Source organism: Arthrobacter sp. USHLN218, from assembly GCF_037144715.1.
Classification (GTDB): Bacteria; Actinomycetota; Actinomycetes; order Actinomycetales; family Micrococcaceae; genus Crystallibacter.
Genome location: NZ_JBBCYT010000016.1, coordinates 1 through 19,111 on the forward strand (window position 1 = coordinate 1; position 19,111 = coordinate 19,111).

A 19,111-nucleotide genomic window follows, 5' to 3' on the forward strand; every position below is an offset into this window, starting at 1 on the left:
TCACCCCTCCTCCACCGAGGCCCTCAACGAGGTCCTCGGTGACCTCGCCTGACCCGCACGGGAACCGGCGATCCCGGGAACAGGCGTCAGCCCAGCCCCACGATGACCACGATGAAGGGCTGTTCATGCCGTTGACCTCACGGGTGGTCCCGGGAGCTCCGGCGGCCCTGCCGGCCCGAGGCTAAAAACCGGTCGCACCCGCAGAACACCGCCCCTTGCAGCAGGGACTGCGGACGCCCGCGCTGATGCCATCAACCACGCCGACCGTCTCATATATATAGATTTGCATCTAGTTTGTTGACATGTCACCATCATGTTATCCGTCAATGGCGTCCGGTGGCTACGAGCGTTCCGGCCGGAGGGACGGAACCCTGGTCACAGAAAGCAAAGGACACATCCGATGACTGGCATATCCCGTAAGTCGTTCCTGCAGGCTGTCGGCCTGACCGCCGGACTCGGCGCGATGACCCAAATCATGGGCACGATGGACGCGCAGGCCGCTCCGCCGCTGTTTCAGGCGCCGACGCTCAACGGGGCCGGCGGAGAGGGGCGCAAGGTCCTGATCCTCGGCGCCGGCATTGCCGGCATGATGGCCGCCTACGAAATGAGCAAGGCCGGGTACGAGGTGGAGGTCCTTGAGGCGACCGAGCGTTCCGGCGGCCGGATCATCACCCTGCGCGACGGCGACCGGGTCGAGGAGACCGGAAGCACGCAGACCGTGCGGATGGACCGCGGCCTGTATTTCAACCCCGGCCCATGGCGCATCCCCTACCACCACACAGGCCTGCTGCACTACGTGCGCGAATTCGGGATCCCGCTGGAGGTCTTCCCGATGATCAACCAGAACGCGCTGATCCACCGCCAGAGTGGCATCCGCGTCAGCCAGGGTGCGGCCCGGGCTGATCTGCAGGGCCGGATCGCCGAGGTCCTGGCCCAGGCCGCTGCCAGCGGCCGGCTCGATGCCGAACTCAGCGCTGAGGACCGCGAGAAAATCCTGGTTGCGATGCGCGAATGGGGTGTGCTGGACACCCGCAACCGTTACGTCCGCGGCCCCGCGACGAGCGCCTTCCGCGGCTGGGACGAGGACCCGGGCGCCCGACTGAACGCCGGCGTGCCGTCCGCACCGCTGACCCGGGACCAGGTCCTGGACGCCAGACTCTGGCAGTCCCTGGCCACAGAGCAGATGTACACCTTCCAGTCCACCATGTGGCAACCGGTCGGCGGCATGGACATGATCGCCAAAGCCTTCGAAAAGCACACCAAGCAGTTCATCCGCCACGGCGCCAAGGTCATCTCCCTGTCCCAGGACGATAACCAGGTCACCGCCGTTTGGGAGGACGCGAACGGCAACCGGAAACAGTCCACCGGCGACGTTTCCATCGTCACCATCCCGCTGCCGGTGCTCAAGAACATCGACCTGAGCATCTCCCCTGAACTCGAGCGCGTCATTCCGCAGGTTCCGTATGACACGGTGACCAAGGTCGGCATCCAGTACAAGCGCCGTTTCTGGGAGCAGGACGAGCACATCTACGGCGGCGTCAGCTACACCGACCAGGCGATGGGCCAGATGTCCTACCCGGCCGACCGGATGTTCTCCGCCGGCAAGGGCGTCGTCCTCGGCGCCTACACCTTCGGCGACTACGGCAAGAAGCTCGGCGACATGACCCCGGAGCAGCGGCTGCAGGAAATCCTGGCCCAGAACGACAAGATCCACCCTCAGGCCGCCAAGGAGTTCGACGGCGGCGTCTCCCTTTCGTGGCACAACATTCCCTGGGTCGGCGGCGGCTACTCCCTGTGGAACGACGAGCGCCGGAAGTCGATCTACCCGACAATCTCCGCGCGCCACAACCGAGTCATGCTCGCCGGCGAGCACACCTCGTACCTGCCCGGCTGGATGGAAGGCTCCGTCCGCTCGGCCCAAACCGCGATCGAGGAATTCGACCGCATGTTCGCCGCGCAGCGCTGATCCGCTTCCGCGGACGAAAGGAATCCTGCGATGGCTCGATTGTTCGATAACCCCATGGTGCTGGTCATCCTGCTGGTGGTCCTCCTGCTGCTGTTCGGCGCCCCCAAACTGCCAGGCATAGCCCGCAGCCTGGGCCAGTCGATGCGGATCTTCAAATCCGAGGTCACCGAGCTGAAGGGCGTGGACCCCGAGGCCGCTGACCCGAACCGTCAGGACTCCGCCACGAAGTCCGAGGATGAGCGCATGCGCAAGGGACGTGCCCTAAACTCTGACGGAGCATAGTCCCCCGGCTCACCCATGGCAGCGGAACCAATCGAGTTGGACGCCGGACAACCCCTCCGGCGTCCAACTCGCCCCGCAACCATCCCGGATGTCGATAGCCGGGACGTACATCGCTCACTGCACCTGGGCCAGATGCCTCCGCCGGGGTCCACAGTCAGATTGAGAGCTATCCGGCACCACCAACGCCGATAACGGCGCATATGACGGGTGCACCGCTCGGGCGCGTGGTCGTTCTAGCTGGTCTTCAACTAAGTCATCGAACCCGGGGCAGCAAGCATGTGATGGACCCCCGTCGCTGGTGCTTTGAGTGTCTCGGTGGCAAAACCTGCAGGACCGGCAATATTGCCGGTCCTGCAGCATGTCACACGTGGTCACCTTCGAGGCGCCCGCCAAGCGCCCCGTTCACGGACCGCGGCAGGAGCGCCGGAAGCCTCAGATCCGGGGGCTTGCTCAGCGCATCGATCTGCCGCTGGTCGATCGAGAGTGCGCGCAGCTTACGGTACAGCGTGGTCCGTCCGATGCCGAGGAGTTCGGCCGCATCGGATTTGATGCCTCCGGAATCGGTCAAGGCCTGCAGCAACGAGTCCCGCTCGGCCTGTTCCCACCTGGACAGCCTCCGGCGAGGAACGGAGGCCATGTGCGGCGGGAGCTCGGCCACGTCGATTATCCACGGTCCGGCCTCGGGATGGGGCAGCCGTGCCACCAGGTCGGCCAGTTCGGCGAGATCGCCGGGCCAGTACCAGGACAGCAGCGCACTCAGGGCTTCCCCGGTGAACCGCGGGCCGGGCCCCGGGCCCCGGTAGGCCTTCCGGGCCAGTTCGGCCAGCGCCGATCGCCGCAGCCGCAGCGGAGGGAACGTCGGGACGGCGCCACCCGGAGGGGAATCATCGGTCCCGGGTTCCTGATCGCGGCGACCCCGGCTGTCCACCCCCGGCGGGATGGCGACGGCCCGTGCAGCCCGGCCCGTGGCCGCCGACCAGGCGCGCACCCATGTCTCGGCGTCGGAGCCGCGGGGTGCAGTGATGACGAGCTCGTTGCCGAGGTGGGATTTCGCATAGTCTGTCAGGTCAGCCCACCAGGCGGCCACCGCCTCATCGGCTTCGGCCGGTGGAGGTGCCGACGCCCTCGGCAGCTCAGGCACGACGGAACGGGCAGCGCCTGCCCGCTTTTCCTCTCGCGTGTCGGCCGGGGACAGCAGGCGCAGTTCAAGCACGGGCTCCGAGGCCTGTCCCACGTTGGTGACGAGGGCGGACAGCCCGATGTCGGCCAGATTGAACGCGCGTTCCTCACCGGCCCCCAGCCGGGTGGCGAGCTGGTCCCAGATCTGCGCCTGGGTTTCTCCGTCCAGACGCGCGAGGGCCGGTAGGTCGGACATTATCGAATCCCGGTTCATGACCAGCACGCCGCGGCGCCCGGCCCGCGCCCGCCGGAAGGCCCGGGCCAAAGCCACGTCCCGGCTGTTTGCTCCCTCCAGCAGGGAATCAGCGATCTCCTGGCTGGCCTGGCGCGCGACGGAGACCATGTAGTCGTTGGCCTCCTGCGCGGCTACCGTGAGCGACACCGACCCGACGATCCGGCCGGTGAGCGGATGGATCACCGGCGCGGCGGCACAGGCGACGTCCCTGAGTGACTCGAGGAAATGCTGGCTGCCGCGAATCAGGATCGGTGAGCGCGCCTCGATGGAGGTACCCACACCGTTGGTCCCCGAAACACGCTCGGAAAAATCACCTCCCTCGACCGCTCCGACGACATCGAGCGTGCGGCGGTCCCGGGCGTCGACGGTGCGCCGCCACACGATCTGCCCTGCGGCGTTGCCGAGCAGCAGCGTAGTCCTGGTATTGGACAAGGATGCGTACCAGCGGTCCATGACACGGCCCGCGGCGGCCTGGATCAGATCCTCGCGGGCGCCGATGTCCTCGATCCGTGGCTGCCCTGCGGGGTCGACCTTCGAGGAAATCGACCGCCGCCAGCTGTTCTGGATCTCGCGGGGGACAATGTGGTCGATCTGGAGGTCCATGGTCAGGCCCTGGGCGATGAGGCGCCGGAGTGCGGCGCGCACAGGATCGCCAGCGTGATCCGCTGCACTGCCCATGAGGAACCTTTCTGGTGGATAGTCCATTATAATCCCCGGCGAATTTCCCCTGCAGTGAACAGCGATTGACGCTGCCCCTGCCTCCAGAGAGGTGATGCCGAAAGTGTCTGCGGTGACCGGGCCGTGTACCGAAGTGGAACACGGAGTGATCTTCCCCACTCCCTATCGTTGATTTCAAGATGGTCCGCATCACACATTCCGCGGCCACAGTCACAGGACACAGTAAACAGGAGGAAGCCATGGGTACTCAGCAGACCGTCGACGCCGTCGTCATCGGCGCAGGATTCGGTGGCATCTACGCCATGCACAGGCTCGCCAACGAGCAGGGACTTACGGTCCTCGGATTCGACCGCGCCATGGGCCCGGGCGGCACCTGGTACTGGAACCGCTATCCGGGTGCCCTCTCGGACTCCGAGAGTTACGTCTACCAGTATTTCTTCGACAAGGAGCTCTACCAGGACACGACCTGGGAGAACACCTACCTGACGCAGCCGGAGATCCTCTCCTACCTGGAGGGCGTCGTGGACCGGTTCGACCTGCGCAGGCACTTCCGCTTCGGAGTTGGCATCGCCGCGTCCCACTATGATGAAGCCGCCAACCAGTGGGAACTGACCACCGACGACGGTGGCCTCATCCGCGCGACCTACGTCATCAATGCGGTCGGCCTGCTGGCCGCCGTCAACCTGCCGGACATCCCGGGCCGGGACTCCTTCGAAGGCAAGCTGGTCCACACGGCGCGGTGGCCGGAGGGCCTGGACGTCACCGGCCAGCGTGTGGCGGTCATCGGCACCGGCTCGACTGGCCAGCAGGTGGTCACCGCGCTGGGCCCGACGGTGGCTAAGCTCGGCGTCTTCGTGCGGACCCCGCAGTACTCCGTGCCGGTCGGCCTGCGGCCGATGGACGAGGGAGAGGTCGAGCAGTATCACGCCGACTTCGACAAGACGCGGGACAAGGTCTTCGGTTCGGCCCTGGGTTTTGGTCTCGATGAAGTCGAGCGGTCCCTGTGGGACTACTCTGAGCAGCAGCGGGAGCAGATCTTCACGGACGCATGGAACGAGGGCGGGGGCTTCCGGTTCATGTTCTCGACGTTCGGCAACCTGGCCACCGACGAGGAGGCCAACATGATCGCCGGAGAGTTCGTCAAGGACCGCATCCGGGAGATCGTCAAGGACCCTGAAATCGCCGCCAAGATCATGCCGGCGGGCCTGCACGCCCGCCGCCCGCTGTGCGACAACGGCTACTACCGGACCTTCAACCTGCCTCAGGTCGAGGCTATCAACGTCTCCGACACGCCGATCGAGGAGATCACCCCGACCGGCATCCGAACCTCGGACGGCATCCACCGCGAGTACGACGTCATCGTTTTCGCCACCGGATTCGACGCCGTGGACGGCAACTACCGCCGCATGGACCTCACCGGCCGCAACGGCCTGCGCATCAACGAAGCCTGGAAGGACGACCCGACCAGCTACCTCGGCATGACCACCGCGGGCTTCCCGAACTGGTTCATGGTTCTCGGCCCGAAGGGACCGTTCTGCAACCTGCCCTCGGCCATCGAGGCCGAGGTGGAGTGGATCTCCGGCGCCATCGCGCACGCCCGGGAAAACGGCATCGCAACGATCGAGCCCACCGCCGAGGCCGAGGAGAAGTGGAGCAAAATCTGCAGCGATCTGGCCACCGGCTCCGTCTTCGGCCGCGTGGACTCCTGGATCTTCGGTGCCAACATCCCCGGCAAGACGCCCAGCGTGCTGTTCTACCTGGGCGGTCTCGCCGCCATGAAGGAACTCCTCGTCCGCGAGGCCGAGGCTGGCTACCCGAACCTGATGGCGGCTGCCGGCGGCACAGCCCAGGGCCGGGGCCGATCCGAGCTGGCCGAGCTGGCCCCGGCCAGCTGACCAGTGCACCCCACTGCCGAGAACGACGAAAGGAACAGGCCCTTGGGCGTCTACACCACCACAAATCCCGCCACCGGCGAGGTCATCGCGAACTACCCGGAGATCACCGAGGGGGAGCTCGACTCGATCATCGGGCGTGCCGCCACTGCGCAGGTGGAGTGGGCCGGGACTCCGACCGGGGAGCGCGCTGCGATCCTGCGCCGGGCCGCTGGGATCCACCGCGAACGTCTGGATGAACTGGCCGCGCTACTGACACTGGAGATGGGCAAGCCCATCACCCAGGCCCGCGCAGAGGTCAAGCTGGTGGCCTCGATCTACCAGTACTACGCCGACCACCTGGCCGGGTTCCTCGCGGACCAGCCGCTCTCAATCACTGGGGAGGGCACCGCCATCGTGCGCTCGGAGCCCATCGGCACACTGCTGGGCGTCATGCCGTGGAACTTCCCCTACTACCAGGTCGCCCGCTTCGCGGCACCGAACCTGGCGCTGGGAAACACTGTCCTTGTCAAGCACGCCCGCAACTGTCCGCAGTCAGCGATGGCGATCGAGGAAGTGCTGCGCGAGGCAGGAATTCCCGAGGGAGGGTACGCCAACGCGTTTATCTCCTCCGCCCAGGTGGAGAAGGTCATCGGGGACGAACGCATCGCCGGAGTCTCACTGACCGGGTCCGAGCTTGCCGGCCAGGCCATCGGTGCCGCTGCCGGGCGCCACCTCAAGCGCAGCGTACTGGAGTTGGGCGGGTCGGACCCGTTCATCGTCCTGGCTGACGCCGACATCGAACAGGCCGCAACCGTGGCCGCCGCCGGCCGGCTATACAACGCCGGGCAGGCCTGCACCGCCTCCAAGCGCTTCATCATCGACGAAAAGGTCTTCGACGAATTCCTCGCGCACTTCACGGACGCCATGAAGTCCTACTCCCCCTCCGACCCGACCCAGGACGACTGCACCATGGGTCCGTTGTCCTCCGCCGCCGCGGCCCGGGAACTCGACGGGTACGTCCGGGACGCCGTGGCCCACGGGGCCCGGATCGTCATCGGCGGCCGCGAAGAGGGCGCCGACAGCGCCTTCTACCCGCCGACCATCCTGGTGGACGTGCCCGAACAAGCCGCGGCCTACCGGGATGAGCTCTTCGGCCCGGTCGCCGTGGTCCACCCGGTGGCTGATGAGGACGCCGCCGTCCGGCTGGCCAACGATTCCCCCTTCGGTCTGGCCGGCACCGTGTTCTCTGGCAACCGGCAACGCGCCCGTGCGATCGCCGACCGGCTCGAGACAGGGATGGTCGGCATCAACAGCCTGATCCGCTCCGCCCCCGATCTGCCCTTCGGCGGCGTGAAGCGCTCCGGCGTGGGGCGCGAACTGGCCAGGGACGGGTTCATCGCCTTCGCGAACCAGAAGCTGGTCCGTGACCCGGCGGAAGAGGAAGCATGACATCATCAAGCAAGCATGTGAGGCCCGGTCTCCCGCCCACTCCGGACGAACACGCGGAAGGACCGCGCGAGCAGGACGCATTCGGCCGCCCGGTCAGCGGACCGCTGGCCGGCATCGTCGTTGCCGACTTCAGCCGGGTTCTGGCCGGACCGTACTGCACGATGCTCCTGGCCGACCTCGGGGCGACCGTCATCAAGGTCGAAAGCCCCTCCGGTGACGACACCCGCGCATGGATGCCGCCCGTCCGGGACGGCGAGTCGACGTACTACATGTCCATCAACCGGAACAAACGATCCATTGCCCTGGATTTCAACGACCCCAACGACCTTGAAACCGCCCAGCGGCTCGTGGCCGGTGCGGACGTCGTTATCGAAAATTTCAAGCCGGGCAAGCTCGAACGGTTCGGGCTCGACTACGCCTCCGTGGTGCCGGTGAATCCGGACGTCGTCTATGCCTCGGTCACCGGCTTCGGAGCTGCGGGCGGCGCAGACCTGCCGGGCTACGACCTGATGGTCCAGGCCATCTCGGGGCTCATGGACCTCACCGGGTCCCCGGATTCCGAACCGTACCGTTCCGGAGTGGCCATCTTCGACGTCATCACGGGACTGCACACCTGCATCGGCATTCTCGCCGCCCTCCGCGAACGCGACCGAAGCGGCAAAGGACAGCGCATCGAAACAAACCTGCTCTCCTCGGCACAGTCCGGGCTCGTCAACCAAACCGCCGGATACCTGCTCAGCGGAAGCGTGCCGCGCCGGATGGGCAACGAACACCCGAGCATCTACCCGTACGGGCCTTTTCCCACCGGGGCAGGCTCAATCATCATCGCCGTCGGCAACGACAGCCAGTTCCGTCGCTTCTGCGACACCATCGGACGGCCGGATCTGGCCGACGACGCCCGGTTCTCCACGGCCCCGAACCGAAGCAGGAACCGGCAAGATCTGCGGCCGCTTCTCGTCGCGGCACTACAGGCCAGGAGCGCCCAGGAATGGTACGAGTCCCTCATGGGCGGCAACATCCCGAGCGCACCTATCAACGACGTCGCCCAGGGCATCGACTTCGCCCGCAGCATCGGCCTGGATCCCGTGGTCTCCGTGGGACCCCACGGTGAACAGCCGGGAGTCCGGCATCCGATCAGCTTCTCCAGGACACGTCCAAGCTACGATCTGGTCCCGCCGGCGCTAGACGCCGACCGCGAAGACATACTCGCTTGGCTGGGTATCGGCGCGGCGCTGACGCCCGCCCAGCGCTAGCACCACACATCCATCACAAAGCATTTATCAGCGGGAGATTCACCGTGTCAGTAATTTCAGCATCCGAAGACATCAATTCCGACTTCCTGAACGTCGATCAATGGCTCACCGCTGACGACCGCGCCCTGGTCCGGCGCGTCCGTGCGTTCATTGACGACCAGGTCCTGCCAGTGATCAACGAGTACTGGGAGAAGGCGGACTTCCCCTACGAACTGGTCCCGGAACTCGGAAAGCTCGGGATCATCGGCACCTCCGTCAAGGGCTATGGCAGCGCCAACCTGACCCGCATGCAGGCAGGACTCGTAGCGATGGAACTCTCCCGCGGCGACGGGTCGCTCAACACCTTCAACGCTGTCCACTCGGGACTCGCCATGGGAACCATCAACCTCCATGGCTCCCAGGAACAAAAGGACCGCTGGTTGCCGGCCATGGCACGGCTCGAGAAAATCGGCGCATTCGCCCTTACCGAACCGGACCATGGGTCGGACACGGTGGCCCTGGAGACTTCGGCCCGGCGCGACGGCGAGGACTGGATCCTCAGCGGCGCCAAGCGCTGGATAGGTCTGGGCCACGTCGCCGACCTCGTCATCGTCTGGGCCCGCGACGTCGAGGATGCGAAGGTCAAGGCCTTCGTCGTCGAGAAGAAGGACGGCGCCTACCCGGCCGGATACCACGGTGAGGCAATCACGGGAAAGATCGCCAAGCGCGGAATCCAGCAGGCCGCGATCACCCTCGACGACGTGCGCGTCCCGGACACCAACCGTCTCCAGGGGGCCCACGGCTTCCGGGCCGTAACCGGTGTGCTGAACCTGACCCGCACCACGGTCGCGTGGGAAGCACTCGGGCACGCCCAAGCGTGCTACGAACTTGCGGTGAAGTACACACAACAGCGCCGGCAGTTCGGCAAACCGATCAGCCACAACCAGCTCGTCCAGAACACGCTCGCAAGGATGTTGGCGGACCTGACCGCGATGCAGCTCATGTGCTTCCGCTGCGGCCAGCTCCAGGACCAGGGCATCCTCTCCCAGCAGCAGGCTTCACTGCAGAAGATGTTCGTGGCAGACAAGGCCCGCACCCTATGCCGGGACGCGCGGGACCTCATGGGCGGCAACGGTCTATTGCTGGAGAACCACGTGGCCCGGCACCTCCTCGACATGGAAGTCGTCCACACCTATGAGGGCACGGATTTCATCCAGTCTCTCATCGTGGGACGCGAGATTACCGGACACAACGCCATTGCCTGAGCTCACCACCGCGCTACCCCAGGCGACTCACGCGCACAAGGAGATCCTGATGACTCACAAGCAATACGACACCGGTACGCACTCAAATACCGACGCTTTCACCACGCTCATGGTCGAGGACCGGACCGCAGAGTCGCCGTGCGACTGCACCGCCCGGACACACGGAACGCGATCGATCAGGTCATGGTCAACGAGCTGCTCGCAGTGTGTGCGTATCTCGAGACGGCACCCAAGGTCCTGATCCTGTTCGGCAGCCCGGCTGATCCGGCGAACGGAGTGAAGGGGATCTCTGCCTCGGGAGCCGACATTGGGGATGCCCTTCGAATCGCCGGCCAAGTTCAACCGCATGCAGGCATTTCTCAACAGAAAGAAGAAGTAGATGAGCATCTCGGTTCTACCCGCCGCACTGCCAAAGAAGGTCGGTGTCCTCGGTGGAGGCCGTATGGGAGCCGGCATCGCACACGGATTCCTCATCAAGGGTTCACACGTCGTGGTCGTCGAGCGCGACGAAGCTTCCGCGCTGGCAGCCCGTGAGCGCATCCAATCCTCGGCCGCGAAATCCGTCGAGCGCCGCGCGGTCGACTGCAACCTGGACGAGATTCTTTCCCGGCTGGAAGTGTCGGTGAACTACGGCGCCTTCGGCGGTCGCAAGCTGGTGGTCGAGGCCGTTCCGGAGATCTGGGATCTGAAGATCTCCTCCCTGCGTGCCGTCGAGGAACATCTGGACACGGACGCATTTCTGGCCTCGAACACCTCCTCGCTATCCGTTTCCCGGCTGGCCAGCGGACTGAAGCGGCCGGCCAATTTCCTGGGCCTGCACTTTTTCAATCCGGTACCCGCCTCGACACTGATCGAGGTCGTCATAGGCGGCCAGACCCGGCCGGAACTCGTCGACGCGGCCCGCCGTTGGGTAGAGGCGCTGGACAAGACCCCCGTAGTCGTCAACGATGCCCCCGGGTTCGCGAGCTCCCGGCTGGGCGTAGCGATCGCACTGGAGGCGATGCGCATGCTCGAGGAGGGCGTAGCCAGCGCCGACGACATCGATAATGCCATGGTACTCGGGTACAAACATCCAACCGGGCCGCTAAAAACCACCGACATCGTAGGCCTGGACGTACGGCTGGGGATCGCCGAGTACCTGCACTCCACGCTCGGGGACCGGTTCGCGCCCCCGCAGATCCTACGAGACAAAGTTGAAGGCGGGGAACTGGGCCGTAAATCCGGCACGGGCTTTTACAACTGGAGCTGACGCAGATTCGCACGGCGTTCGAGGACACCGACTCGGCGGAAGTAGGCCACATGAGCGCACCGCCGCAACAGGACCGACCTGGTTCTCCAAGCGTCGTCCGGGACACCCGTTTCGCACCCCTACTGCGTAACCGCCCAAAGGCCACCTGCCACAACGGAGCCTTACACTCGGGGGCACTCTATGATTCACCCCACCAGCAGATAGATGCAGTTGCATACATCTATTCGATGCCCTAGTCTCTCAATAGATGCAAACGCATCCATTGGCCGGCCTTCCGCACACCGGGACGGGCCGGCGGAGCAATGCAGAGCAATAAGGAGAAACATCATGGGTTACGAATACAAGCGCCTCAACCGTGACGATGCCGCCGTGCTGCTGGTCGACCACCAGGCCGGGCTGATGTCGCTGGTCAACGACCTGCAGGCCGACCAGTTCAAGAACAACGTGCTGGCCCTGGCCGACATCGCCGAGTACTTCAAGCTGCCCACCATCCTGAGCACGAGCTTCGAGGACGGACCCAACGGGCCGCTCATGCCGGAGCTGAAGGAAAAGTTCCCGGACGCCCCGTTCATCGCCCGCCCTGGCCAGATCAACGCCTGGGACAACGACGACTTCGTGGCCGCGGTCGAGGCCACCGGCAAGAAGCAGCTGATCATCGCCGGCGTGGTCACCGAAGTCTGCGTCGCCTTCCCGGCCCTGTCCGCAATCGAGGCCGGCTATGACGTCTTCGTCGTCACCGATGCTTCCGGCACCTTCAACCAGATCACCCGCGACGCGGCCTGGGACCGCATGTCCGCCGCCGGCGCCCAGCTGACCTCCTGGTTCGCCGTGGCCAGCGAACTCCACCGCGACTGGCGTAACGACGTCGCCGGCCTCGCCACCCTCTTCGGCAAGCACATCCCCGACTACAAGAACCTCATGGACGCCTACGCCTTCAACACCCAGGCTCGCGTCAGCTAGAAAAGCGGACACCTTCCCGCATCCCGCCCGGGCGACCGGATCCTGCGCTATCCGGACCGACCGCACCGGCTCCCCCAAACCCAAGCAGGAAAAGCACGAACAGGGCAACAGCCCAAGGAGGAACTCTTATGAACATCAACGGAAAGGTCGCATTCGTCACCGGAGCGGCCCAGGGCATCGGCCAGGCCATCGCCACCCGGCTGGCGAACGACGGGGCGGACCTCGCGCTCTTCGACCTGAAAGAAGAAGGCCTGCAGCACACGAAATCACTCGTGGAAGCGGCCGGCCGGCGCGCCATCACCATCGGCGGCGACGTGACCGACAAGGCCAGCCTCCAGGCCGCCGTGGACCGCACGGTCGAGGAGCTCGGCGGGTTCGACATCATGATCAACAACGCCGGCATCGCCGGTGTCGGCGCAGTCGAGACCATCACCGAGGCGGATTTCGACCGAACCTTCGGCATCAACGTCAAGGGCGTGCTGTTCGGCGTCCAGGTCGCGGCCGCAAAGCTGAAGGAACTCGGCCACGGCGGCAAGATCATCGCCGCCACCTCCATCGCCGCCCACGACTCCTTCCCCATGACCGGACTGTACTCCTCGACCAAGTTCGCCGTCCGCGGGCTGATCCAGGCCGCAGCCAAGGAACTCGGGGCGTTCGGCATCACCGTCAACGGCTACTCCCCGGGAATCGTCGGAACCGGCATGTGGGAACAGCTCGACCGCGAATTCGCCGCCCTCACCGGAGCAGAAGTCGGAGCCACGTTCAAGAAGTACGTCGAAGGGATCACCCTGGGCCGCGCCTCCACCCCCGAGGACGTCGCAGGCTTCGTCTCCTACCTCGCCGGCCCGGACTCGGACTACATGACCGGACAGACCCCACTCATCGACGGCGGCATCGTCTTCCGCTAAACACCCCCGAACTGGGCCACTGCCCAGGCATCGCTCGGTGACACCGTGGCGGGCCGGAACGGAAAACCTCCGCTCCGGCCCGCCACCCGGCAGCCCGTTTTTAACCTTCGGAAAGAAAGAAATCCCGTTATGGACCCACGATGGCAGCACACGGTGCGTGAATGGGCTACGGCCTGGGCCGCGGTGCGGGGGCTGGAAAGCGAAACGGACGGCGCCGCCGTCGTCACCTTCCCCGACGAGGATCATATTCGCCGCGAGTACCTGGCCGCCTGGCCGGGCGCCGACGCCGCCCGTATCGCCGTGCTGGCCGCACAGACTCCGGATTCCGCCCTTATCCTGGCGACAGCAGATCCTGACGGCACTCGAGCCTTCGCGAGTGAGCACGGGCTGTCCCCGGCCGCTTCGGCGGTGCTGCTCACCGCCACGACCGACAGCATGGACCAGGAACCGGCGCTGCCCGCGGACGGCAATCTCTCCTCCGCAGCCCTTGACCTGTACGACGTCGTGGAAATCTCCGTCTTCGACCGTCCCGTCGCGACCGGACGCCTCCGAGTCGAGGACAGCGCCGCCGTCATCGGCGGCATCACCGCGCCGGGCCCCGGCCCTGCCGGGGAACTTGAAGCGGCCGTCCTAGCCGCGCTGGCCGGCGAAGCCGCCATCCAAGGCATCGGGACCCTCTACACCATCGCCGGCCGGGAGCAGGCCTCCCGCTACACGGCCACCGGCTGGACGAAGACCGCGGACCTGATCACCTTCCAATCCCTCTGAACCGGCACGCGAACCTGCCGGGCAGCCGGTGGCGGCCGCCGCCGCAACCGGCCGCCGGGAATGGCACCGGCAACGTCGGGAGCAGGCCCCGCCCGGCCGGGACTCATGGTTGCCTCGGTTCCGCTGCACCTCCAGCGATAGGATTTATCCCGAACCAGGGCCGCCCACCTGAGACGGACCGCGGGCCGGACCGGAAAGAACGATCAGAATGGCACCCGACGTGACCGAACCAGACAACAAGGACTCTTCCCCCCTGCGCACCCGCGAAAAGGTGGAGATCTGGCGCTCGGTCATGGAAGTCCACGCGGCAGTCCTGCGGGAGATCGAGGCGGAACTGCACAAGAACCATAGCCTGACCGCCCGCGAGTTCGACACGCTGGTCAACATTCCCGACGACGGCGTGAAGATGAAGGACCTGGTCCACCGGGTGGTTCTGAGCCAAAGCGCGCTCAGCAGGCTCGTCGACCGGCTGCAGCAGCGGAATCTGATCATGAAGACCGACGTGCCCGGCGATTCTCGGGTCGCCCTGCTCCGCCTCACCGATGAGGGCCGCACCGTCCTGCGCGCCGCCGCCCGATCGAACGCTGCCGCCGTCGAACGGGCCCTGAGCAGCCGCCTGGACCAGGCCGAGATGCTGACCCTCGGACAGCTCATGGACAAAGTCCGAAACAGCTAAAGGAACCCCTCAGGACAGCCCCGGCCCCCGAACATGCCCGACCCCCGGCGACCGCCCTGCCACAGCCGTGAACGCGCGGCGCGGCGGCGCTCTTAGCCGATAACATCGCGGGGAAGATCCCGGATACCGCACCCGCTCATGGTGCCCCTCCTATTTGCCGGTTGGTCGACGCGACCCCGCCGCACTCCCCGGGCCACTGCGGGAACCGCTCCCGCCCGCAGGCTTTCGGCTCCCGTAGCCGGCAACCTGCACGGTAGGCGGTACCCGCCCCGTCGCCCTGCGGCTCCTTGGAATGCTCCTGGCCAGCGTGCGGGGGCCTTCAGCTGCTGTGATATCCGCCCAAACGAAAAGATGTATTTGCATACATCTACACCTCGGGCTAGGCTGGAATAGATGCAAATGCATTGAAGTCAGGCCGCCCCTCATTGGCCGGCGAAGCCATCAGCGCATTCAGGTGCTACGAAGGGATCAAGATCGTGCGAGCAGTCATCTACAAGGGCATCGGCGAACTAGCCATCGAGGATGTCCCCGTTCCGGGAATCGGGCCGAAGGATGTCCTGGTCAAGAACATGCGGGCCGGCATTTGCGGCACCGATATCAGCGCGTACCTGAAGGGCGGGACGATCTGGGGATCTTCCCCGGCGGACTGATCGGGCACGAGTTCGTATCCGAGATTGTCCAGGTCGGCGCGGAGGTCAAGGACCCGAGGATCGTTCCGGGCCTGCGCGTGTTCGTCAATGCATCCACCTCCAAGCGCGGCGACGATGGCCGTACCAAACTGGAGATCACCGACTCCGCCGGCGGCCTGAGCCAGTTCATTTCCGTCGAGGACGCGGAGATCGGCTACAACCTGCACCCGCTGCCGGAGAACGTCAGCTTCGACAAGGCCGTGGTGATCGAACCCTTCTCGGTGGCCAACCACGGCGTGAACCTGGGCCAGCCGAAGGCCGGCGAACGCGCCCTGGTGTTCGGCGCCGGCGCAGTGGGCCTGGGCGTGCTGGCCAATCTGAAAGCCAACGGCGTCGAGGAGGTCATCGTCTCCGACATCATCCCGGGCAAGCTTGAGGCGGTGAAGCAGATGGGCGGCATCCCCGTCAACGGCAAGGAGGTCGACCCGATCGAATTCGCCAAGGAAAGGTTCGGGACCGTGCCGAACTTCCTCGGCGAGGAGCGCCCCGACGTTGACATCTACTTCGACTCGGCAGGAGCCCCGAACGCGGTCCCGGACTACGTACGCGGCGGCAAGGCCGGCTCCCGCATGGTCGTGCTCGCGCTGACCCCGCGCCCGATCGAGGTCCCGCAGACCCAGTTCGTGCTCTCGGAGCTGACGATGATCGGCTCAACCGCCTACAACAACGACGACATCGCCCAGGTGATCTCCTACCTCGGAGACGAAAAGTACGACCCCTCGCCGGTGGTCACGCACCGCTTCGCACAGGAAGACGTGCTCGAGGCGTTCAGGACCGCGATCGAGAAAAAGGACGAAGCGATCAAGGTCGTCATCGACGTCCATCCCTAACCACATCATCGCCCCGACGCATACCCGCCATGACAGCCGGTCGCCCTGCGCGGCCGGCCGTCATGGCCGGGCGGATGCCATGGCGAAGGGGGCGGTGCAACATTCCATCGCCGGAAGCGGTGATGAACAGAAGATCCGGCGGCACCGACCGGAGGAACAGACACAGGAAGGAATCCACGGCATGACCCTGTCAATTGAACGCCCCGCTGCTTCATCGGCCGGCGAATACTTCGATCAACGGTTCCGCCTGGAAGACCTCCTTGGCAGGGGTGCCGAGGCGGAGGTGCACCGGGCCACGGATCTGCGGACCGGGAAGCAGGTGGCCCTCAAGATCTACCACGGGCCCGGCAACCGGAATGACCGGTGCCGTGAGGTCCTGATCCATGGCGGGCTCCGCCACCGCCACATTGTCGCCCTGTACGACCGCGGGCCCGCCGGGCACCCGTCGCTGCCGGCCTACGCGGTGCTGGAACTGGTGGAGGGGACAACGCTGCAGGGCATCCTGCGGGCAGGTCCCGTCGAGTCCGGGCTCGCGGCCTCGTGGTACCGGGGCCTGTTAAAGGCCCTGGCCCATGTCCATGCGCGGGGCATTGTTCATCACGACATCAAGCCCTCCAACATCCTGATCCCCCGCGGCCGTGACGGACGCCCGAGCGGAACCGCGAAGCTCGCCGATTTCGGCATCGCCAGCAGCCCCTGCCTGCCCTGTGATTCGCCCGGCTACGGAACGGCGCACTACATGAGTCCGGAACAGGCCGCCGGGGGCATACCCGGCACAGCCGGAGACGTTTACGCCCTGGGACTCGTAATCCTGGAATCCCTCACCGGAGCCAAGCCCTTTCCGGCCAGCCCCATCCCGTCCATGGTCGCCCGTACCCGGCACGTGCCCCGCATCCCGGACACCGTGCCACGGCAGTGGGCGGAGCTGATTGCGGCAATGACCACGATCGACCCTGCGCATCGCGCCACCGCCCGAGAGGCATTGCGGCTGCTGCGCCGCGTCCGGAGAGGAACGGCCCAGTGAGCCCGACCCGTCGGATGAGGATCGGCATACTGGGCAGCGTCGGGCTCGGTTCGGCCATGGCCCGCCTCGCGGTGAACGCCGGGCACGCGGTCCGGGTCGCGACAGGCAGCCCCGTCCGGGACGCCGGGGCCGTCCCCGGAACCGCCCTGGCGGACCCGGTCGGCCTGGCCGATGCCGACCTTATCCTCCTGGCGGTGCCGCTGCGCAAATACTGCAGTGTGGACCGCTCAGCCCTGGCTGGGAAGATCGTCATCGACGCCATGAACTACCGGCCTGCAACCGACGGGTTCCTAGCCGGTTTCGAGGTCCCGGGAATCACCAGCAGCGAAGTAGTGCAGGCCTCTTTGCCGACGTCGCACGTAGTGAAGTCCCTCAACCGCATGAGCCGCCGCGACCTCGACGAAGCCTGCCGGCTGCAAGGCACTGCCGGCCGGCGAGCAGTAGCGCTGGCCGGAGACGACCGCGCAGCCAAGGATGTCGTGGGCTGGTTCATCGACAGCCTCGGCTATGACCCGGTCGACGCAGGTCCGCTCACCGCCGGCAGACTCTTCCACCCCGGCACGGAAATCTTCAACGGATCCCATACCGCCGAGCAACTCCAGGCACTGCTCAGCAACCTCACCCAGCCAGCCAGCGCTTGAACCCAAACCACCCCTCCGGAACGCAGGGGTTCGTGCAGGCACGCGCGGCGGGGACCGGGACAGGGGTGTGCGGCACGAGGGATACGGTGGAAGGCAAGGGCACTGTCGGTCGAGCAGAGGAGTGGATGGCGATGCGCGAGGAACACACGGACCTGTTGGTCATCGGGTGGGGCAAGGGCGGCAAGACCCTGGCCGCCGCCGCGGGAGCAGCCGGCCGTCGGGTGGCCGTGGTCGAGCAGGACCCCGGGATGGCCGGGGGCTCGTGCATCAACATCGCGTGTGTACCCACCAAGGCGCTGATCCACGACGCCGATGCCCGCCGCCCAGGCGATGACCCACAACGCTACTTCAAGGCGGCCGTCTCCCGCCGCGACGCCATCGTCGGCGCCATGCGGAACACTAACTTCGAAAAGCTCAACACGCTGGGTTCGGTCCTGCTGGTCACCGGACATGCCCGCTTTGTCGGCCCCAGGACCGTCGAGGTCACGGCCGGCGAGGACGTCCTGCGGATTAGTGCCGCGACCGTTGTGATCAACACCGGCTCCGTCCCGACGGTGCCCCCGATCGAGGGCGCGCGGATCGGCGGACGGATCCACGACTCCGAAACCCTTCAGCACGTGCATTCGCTCCCGGAGCGGCTGGTCGTGGTGGGCGGGGGCTACGTCGGGCTGGAGTTCGCCTCGATGTTCGCCCACTACGGATCCGCGGTCACCGTCCTGGACCGCGGACCGCGGCCCCTGCGCCACGAGGACCCGGATGTGGCAGCCACCGCGGCCGCGGCCCTGAAAGCCGATGGGGTACGCCTGGTCACCGGCGCCTCGGTGACCAGGGTCGAGGACGGGGCCGACGCCGCCACCGTGAGCTATACCGTCGGGGGGACCGGGCACACGATTGAGGCCGACGCGGTGCTGATCGCCTTGGGCCGGACCCCTGCCACCGGGGACCTTGGTCTGGAGAAGGCCGGGGTGGACATCGACGGGCACGGTGCCGTCGTGGTCGACGCACGCCTGGCCACCACCGCCGAAGGCGTCTACGCGGTCGGAGACGTCAACGGCGGCCCGCAGTTCACCTACATCTCGCTGGATGACTACCGCGTCGTCGCGGACCAGCTGACCGACACCGGCACCGGTACCCGCACCACGACCGACCGGGTGGCCGTGCCGTACACGATCTTCCTCACCCCTCCCCTGGCCAGGGTCGGTCTCA

At 66.2% G+C, this 19,111-nt stretch carries 17 protein-coding genes; 16 read left to right on the forward strand and 1 reads right to left on the reverse strand.

All coding sequences use genetic code 11. From position 1 onward, the window contains the following. Window positions 1-400 precede the first annotated feature (400 nt). Together WFH44_RS21235 and WFH44_RS21240 are read left to right on the forward strand one after the other, a co-directional pair. Window positions 401-1,966, forward strand: coding sequence for a flavin monoamine oxidase family protein (locus WFH44_RS21235; RefSeq protein ID WP_336716616.1), 1,566 nt, complete (start codon window positions 401-403; stop codon window positions 1,964-1,966). A gap of 30 nt (window positions 1,967-1,996) precedes the next feature. Beyond that, a complete protein-coding gene (locus WFH44_RS21240) occupies window positions 1,997-2,248 on the forward strand; it encodes a twin-arginine translocase TatA/TatE family subunit (protein ID WP_336716618.1) in 252 nt (83 codons plus the stop codon). Between the two features lie 361 nt (window positions 2,249-2,609). On the opposite strand, the gene WFH44_RS21245 is transcribed toward WFH44_RS21240, so the two are convergent. Then, window positions 2,610-4,307, reverse strand: coding sequence for a helix-turn-helix domain-containing protein (locus tag WFH44_RS21245; protein ID WP_336716620.1), 1,698 nt, complete (start codon window positions 4,305-4,307; stop codon window positions 2,610-2,612). A gap of 272 nt (window positions 4,308-4,579) precedes the next feature. On the opposite strand from WFH44_RS21245, the gene WFH44_RS21250 reads away from it, so the two are divergent. The 14 genes from WFH44_RS21250 to WFH44_RS21315 all read left to right on the forward strand — a co-directional run. Beyond that, window positions 4,580-6,235 carry a flavin-containing monooxygenase gene (locus WFH44_RS21250; protein WP_336716622.1) on the forward strand — a complete coding sequence of 552 codons (1,656 nt, stop codon included), beginning with the start codon at window positions 4,580-4,582 and terminating at the stop codon, window positions 6,233-6,235. A 42-nt stretch (window positions 6,236-6,277) separates the two neighbouring features. Continuing rightward, on the forward strand, window positions 6,278-7,663 hold the full coding sequence (locus tag WFH44_RS21255; RefSeq protein WP_336716623.1) for an NAD-dependent succinate-semialdehyde dehydrogenase: 1,386 nt from the start codon (window positions 6,278-6,280) through the stop codon (window positions 7,661-7,663). Then, window positions 7,660-8,916, forward strand: a complete 1,257-nt coding sequence (locus WFH44_RS21260; RefSeq protein WP_336716624.1) for a CaiB/BaiF CoA transferase family protein — start codon at window positions 7,660-7,662, stop codon at window positions 8,914-8,916. Before WFH44_RS21255 ends, WFH44_RS21260 begins: the two co-directional genes overlap by 4 nt. Window positions 8,917-8,960: 44 nt before the next feature. Next, a complete protein-coding gene (locus WFH44_RS21265) occupies window positions 8,961-10,160 on the forward strand; it encodes an acyl-CoA dehydrogenase family protein (protein WP_336716627.1) in 1,200 nt (399 codons plus the stop codon). Window positions 10,161-10,539: 379 nt separating this feature from the next. Continuing rightward, a complete protein-coding gene (locus WFH44_RS21270; RefSeq protein ID WP_336716629.1) occupies window positions 10,540-11,409 on the forward strand; it encodes a 3-hydroxyacyl-CoA dehydrogenase family protein in 870 nt (289 codons plus the stop codon). Between the two features lie 327 nt (window positions 11,410-11,736). Continuing rightward, the gene (gene ycaC, locus WFH44_RS21275) at window positions 11,737-12,369 is read left to right on the forward strand and encodes an isochorismate family cysteine hydrolase YcaC (protein ID WP_336716631.1); all 633 of its coding nucleotides are present in this window, start codon (window positions 11,737-11,739) and stop codon (window positions 12,367-12,369) included. Between the two features lie 128 nt (window positions 12,370-12,497). Continuing rightward, window positions 12,498-13,277: an acetoin reductase gene (locus tag WFH44_RS21280; protein WP_336716633.1), complete on the forward strand. Its 780-nt coding sequence runs from the start codon at window positions 12,498-12,500 to the stop codon at window positions 13,275-13,277. A gap of 129 nt (window positions 13,278-13,406) precedes the next feature. Then, window positions 13,407-14,045, forward strand: a complete 639-nt coding sequence (locus WFH44_RS21285) for a hypothetical protein (protein ID WP_336716635.1) — start codon at window positions 13,407-13,409, stop codon at window positions 14,043-14,045. 220 nt (window positions 14,046-14,265) lie between these two features. After that, entirely contained in the window at window positions 14,266-14,721 is a 456-nt protein-coding gene (locus WFH44_RS21290; RefSeq protein WP_336716637.1) for a MarR family winged helix-turn-helix transcriptional regulator, read from the forward strand. Window positions 14,722-15,197: 476 nt separating this feature from the next. After that, on the forward strand, window positions 15,198-15,371 hold the full coding sequence (locus WFH44_RS21295; RefSeq protein WP_336716639.1) for a hypothetical protein: 174 nt from the start codon (window positions 15,198-15,200) through the stop codon (window positions 15,369-15,371). Next, the gene (locus WFH44_RS21300) at window positions 15,305-16,240 is read left to right on the forward strand and encodes a zinc-dependent alcohol dehydrogenase (RefSeq protein ID WP_336716642.1); all 936 of its coding nucleotides are present in this window, start codon (window positions 15,305-15,307) and stop codon (window positions 16,238-16,240) included. Before WFH44_RS21295 ends, WFH44_RS21300 begins: the two co-directional genes overlap by 67 nt. A gap of 181 nt (window positions 16,241-16,421) precedes the next feature. Then, window positions 16,422-17,264 (forward strand): serine/threonine-protein kinase, encoded by an 843-nt coding sequence (locus tag WFH44_RS21305; RefSeq protein WP_336716643.1) that lies wholly within the window; start codon window positions 16,422-16,424, stop codon window positions 17,262-17,264. After that, complete coding sequence (locus WFH44_RS21310) at window positions 17,261-17,905, forward strand: NADPH-dependent F420 reductase (protein WP_336716645.1); 645 nt, start codon at window positions 17,261-17,263, stop codon at window positions 17,903-17,905. Before WFH44_RS21305 ends, WFH44_RS21310 begins: the two co-directional genes overlap by 4 nt. 131 nt (window positions 17,906-18,036) lie before the next feature. Beyond that, window positions 18,037-19,111: FAD-dependent oxidoreductase (locus tag WFH44_RS21315; RefSeq protein ID WP_336716647.1), on the forward strand; the 1,075-nt coding region annotated here is incomplete at its 3' end.

Coding starts and splice junctions, on each gene's coding strand:
- WFH44_RS21235 (WP_336716616.1), top strand. CDS start 401: ATGACTGGCATATCCCGTAAGTCGTTCCTGCAGGCTGTCGGCCTGACC.
- WFH44_RS21240 (WP_336716618.1), top strand. CDS start 1,997: ATGGCTCGATTGTTCGATAACCCCATGGTGCTGGTCATCCTGCTGGTG.
- WFH44_RS21250 (WP_336716622.1), top strand. CDS start 4,580: ATGGGTACTCAGCAGACCGTCGACGCCGTCGTCATCGGCGCAGGATTC.
- WFH44_RS21260 (WP_336716624.1), top strand. CDS start 7,660: ATGACATCATCAAGCAAGCATGTGAGGCCCGGTCTCCCGCCCACTCCG.
- WFH44_RS21270 (WP_336716629.1), top strand. CDS start 10,540: ATGAGCATCTCGGTTCTACCCGCCGCACTGCCAAAGAAGGTCGGTGTC.
- ycaC (WP_336716631.1), top strand. CDS start 11,737: ATGGGTTACGAATACAAGCGCCTCAACCGTGACGATGCCGCCGTGCTG.
- WFH44_RS21280 (WP_336716633.1), top strand. CDS start 12,498: ATGAACATCAACGGAAAGGTCGCATTCGTCACCGGAGCGGCCCAGGGC.
- WFH44_RS21285 (WP_336716635.1), top strand. CDS start 13,407: ATGGACCCACGATGGCAGCACACGGTGCGTGAATGGGCTACGGCCTGG.
- WFH44_RS21305 (WP_336716643.1), top strand. CDS start 16,422: ATGACCCTGTCAATTGAACGCCCCGCTGCTTCATCGGCCGGCGAATAC.